3 protein-coding genes are annotated in these 3,144 nt (G+C 43.0%); all 3 read right to left on the bottom strand.

Translation table 11 applies throughout. The features are described 5' to 3' along the window. Positions 1 to 675: gluconeogenesis factor YvcK family protein (locus tag ACRCJ0_RS11320; protein ID WP_431390486.1), on the bottom strand; the 675-nt coding region annotated here is incomplete at its 3' end. Then, entirely contained in the window at positions 672 to 1,559 is an 888-nt protein-coding gene (gene rapZ, locus ACRCJ0_RS11315; protein WP_003143357.1) for an RNase adapter RapZ, read from the bottom strand. The genes rapZ and ACRCJ0_RS11320, both read right to left, overlap by 4 nt. A gap of 72 nt (positions 1,560 to 1,631) precedes the next feature. After that, a partial coding sequence (locus ACRCJ0_RS11310; protein WP_431390485.1) for a phospho-sugar mutase occupies positions 1,632 to 3,144 on the bottom strand: 1,513 nt, incomplete at its 5' end.

Genomic DNA, 3,144 nt, shown 5'->3' with positions numbered 1-3,144 from the left:
ACGAATTTCCTCAATTGCCACATTTGGCAAAATAGACGTGTATAAAGAACCTGGTCCCAGAATGACCATATCGGCCTGCATAATTTCTGACACCACTTCGCGCCCAGCACGCGGACTGGTGATTGGATTACCCAACTCATCCACTTGCGGCCGGTCATTGGCCAAGCGAACAGTCACTTCTTGAATTTGGTCAGGGTGGGCTACAACAGCCGTTTCCCCTTCAATCATAGTCCCATCTGCAAAGTGCCCTTGTAAAACAAGCGCCTCTTCACAAGCTGGCAAGACCTTGCCATCCACTTCCATCATATAAGAAAGTAGACGCATAGCGGCAAAGGTATCGCCCCGCATTTCAGCAATAGCTGCAATGATTAAGTTCCCAATCGCGTGACCAGAAAATTCTTTATCTTCTTCACTAAAACGGTATTGGAATACATCTTTATATATTTTCTTCATGTCCGATAGTGCAACTAGGCAATTACGGATATCTCCTGGAGGAATTGTACTGACTGCATTACGTAAAGAGCCACTCGACCCACCATCATCAGCCACCGTGACGATGGCTGTCACATTACAATCAGCATTCTTTAGACCTTCCAACAAGATAGGAAGACCCGTGCCGCCTCCGATGACCGCCACCTTTGGTCGTCTACCCGGACGTGGATTCTTATTTATCACGATAGGTTCATCGACTCTTTTCTTTTTGTGCGATCACGGTGGATGATGTTGACCTTGTAACCTAGGTCTTGGATATGGTGGGCAACACGTTCAGTCAAGGCAATTGACCGGTGCTGACCGCCTGTACAACCGATAGTGATCGTCAGACTAGACTTCCCTTCTTTTTCATATAAAGGTAATTCAAAATCTAATAAATCAGTAAATTTACGGTAGAAAGTCTCTGTTTCTGGTTGAGACATGACGTAATCATAAACTGGTGCATCTAGCCCTGTCATTGGGCGTAATTCATCGATATAATGCGGATTTGGTAAGAAACGGACGTCCATCACGATATCTGAATCAATGGGTAAACCATATTTAAATCCAAATGACATGACATTAACAGTGAAAGTTCCCTCATCTTCAGATTGGAATTCGGTCAACAATAACTCGCGGAATTTACGCGGTGTTAAGTTAGTCGTATCAATCACTGTAGATTCCTTACGAATATCATTTAATAAGATTTTTTCTTTTTGAATCGCTTCTAAGACAGACACCCCATCTTTTTGAAGTGGGTGGGCACGGCGTGTTTCTTTATAACGAGCCACTAAAGTCTGATCATCCGCTTCTAGGAATAATACGGACATTTCAATGGTGTTCGTGTTGTCCATGCCATTAATCTCTGTTAATAACTCATCAAAGAATGAACGCGACCGTAAATCAATCACTAAACAGATTTTACTGATTTTACCTGTTTCTTTGATTAAATCCCAGAATTTAGGTAATAGTGACGGTGGCATATTATCCACGCAGTAGTAACCCATATCTTCAAAACTTTGTAGGGCGACCGTTTTACCGGCACCGCTCATACCTGTGATAATGACTAATTTTAGTTGATCATTCAATTTGTTTTTTCCTCCTTAAAGGGGAGATGAAAGGTTGCCCTTTTATCGATAAAGCTGCCAGACAGCAAACACTTAAGCCGTTAAGTCGTTTAAGGCTGCCTCATATGCCTTAACTTTTGCTTGAGTTGCTTCCGGTGAATCAGCGACCACCCCAATATAGAACTTGATTTTTGGTTCTGTACCCGATGGTCTAACGGCAATCCATGTTTCATCTGCTAGATAGTATTTCAATACATTTGATTTGTCCATGCGTAAGGCTTCTGTAGTGCCGTCAGCAAACCGGCGCGTGTCTTGTAGGTAGTCTTCAGTTTCAACAACTGCTTGGCCAGCAATTTCACTTAAACCTTCCCCACGCAAATTATTTAGGATGGCTTCAATTTTCGCTGCTCCCTCTTGACCTGGTAAGCTTACAGAAATTGTTTTTTCTTGGTAGGTACCGTATTCAGCGAACAAGTCTTGTAAGCCGTCGTAAGCTGTTTTACCTTGTTTCTTGTAGAAGGCGGCTACTTCAGCTAATAATAAAGTCGCTTGAACGGCATCTTTATCACGAACGAAGGCTTTCACTAAGTATCCGTAACTTTCTTCGAAACCAAATAGGAAAGTCTTGCTGCCGTCAGCTTCATAGTTTTTGATTTTTTCCGCAATAAATTTGAATCCAGTTAATACGTTAACTGTTTCAACGCCAAATGATTTGGCAATCGTTGTTGGCATTTCACTTGATACGATGGATTTTAAAATCACACCGTTATCAGGTAATGTACCTGTATTTTTCTTAGCGGTTAAAATATAATGCGTCATTAAAGCAGCTATTTGGTTACCAGTAATCACTTGGTAGTCACCATTTGGCAATTTCACAGCTGCACCCATGCGGTCAGCATCCGGGTCAGTCGCGATTAAGATATCTGCGTCATTGTCCTTACCGTACTTTTCAGCCACTTCAAAGGCACCGGCTTCTTCAGGGTTTGGTGATTTAACTGTTGAAAAATCAGCATCCGGCTCTTTTTGCTCAGCTACATAGGTGACATTGGTAAACCCAGCGTCAGCTAAAGTCCGTTCCACCAGCATTTGCCCCGTACCATGTAGTGGTGTATAAACGATAGATACTTGGTCAGCCATCTCGTCAATCACAGATTGGTCCACCACAACAGACTTCATATTGTCTAAGTATTTTTGGTCGATTTCTTCACCAATCATCGTAATTGTGCCGTCAGCCTTAAGTGCTGCTTCATCGCCCACTTCAACAGTTAATGGGTTTTCAACCGCACGTACGTTATCCGTTACAGCATCCGCATCCACTGGTGGCATTTGTCCACCATCTTCCCCGTAAACCTTGTATCCGTTGTAGTCAGCCGGGTTGTGAGAAGCTGTGATCATAATCCCCGCAAAGGCATTTAATTCACGAACTGCAAATGACAATTCAGGCGTTGGGCGTAATGCTTCGAATACGTAAGATTTAATCCCGTGTGCCCCTAAAGTCTTCGCCGATTCCATAGCAAATTCAGGCGACATATGACGAGAATCGTAAGCAATCGCCACCCCTCGGTCCTTCGCATCTTGACCATAATCTTCTAGTAAGTTAGCCAAT

Source organism: Aerococcus sp. L_32, from assembly GCF_050689315.1.
Note: the sequence above shows the minus strand (reverse complement) of the source record. Positions and strands in the feature narration are given on the sequence as shown.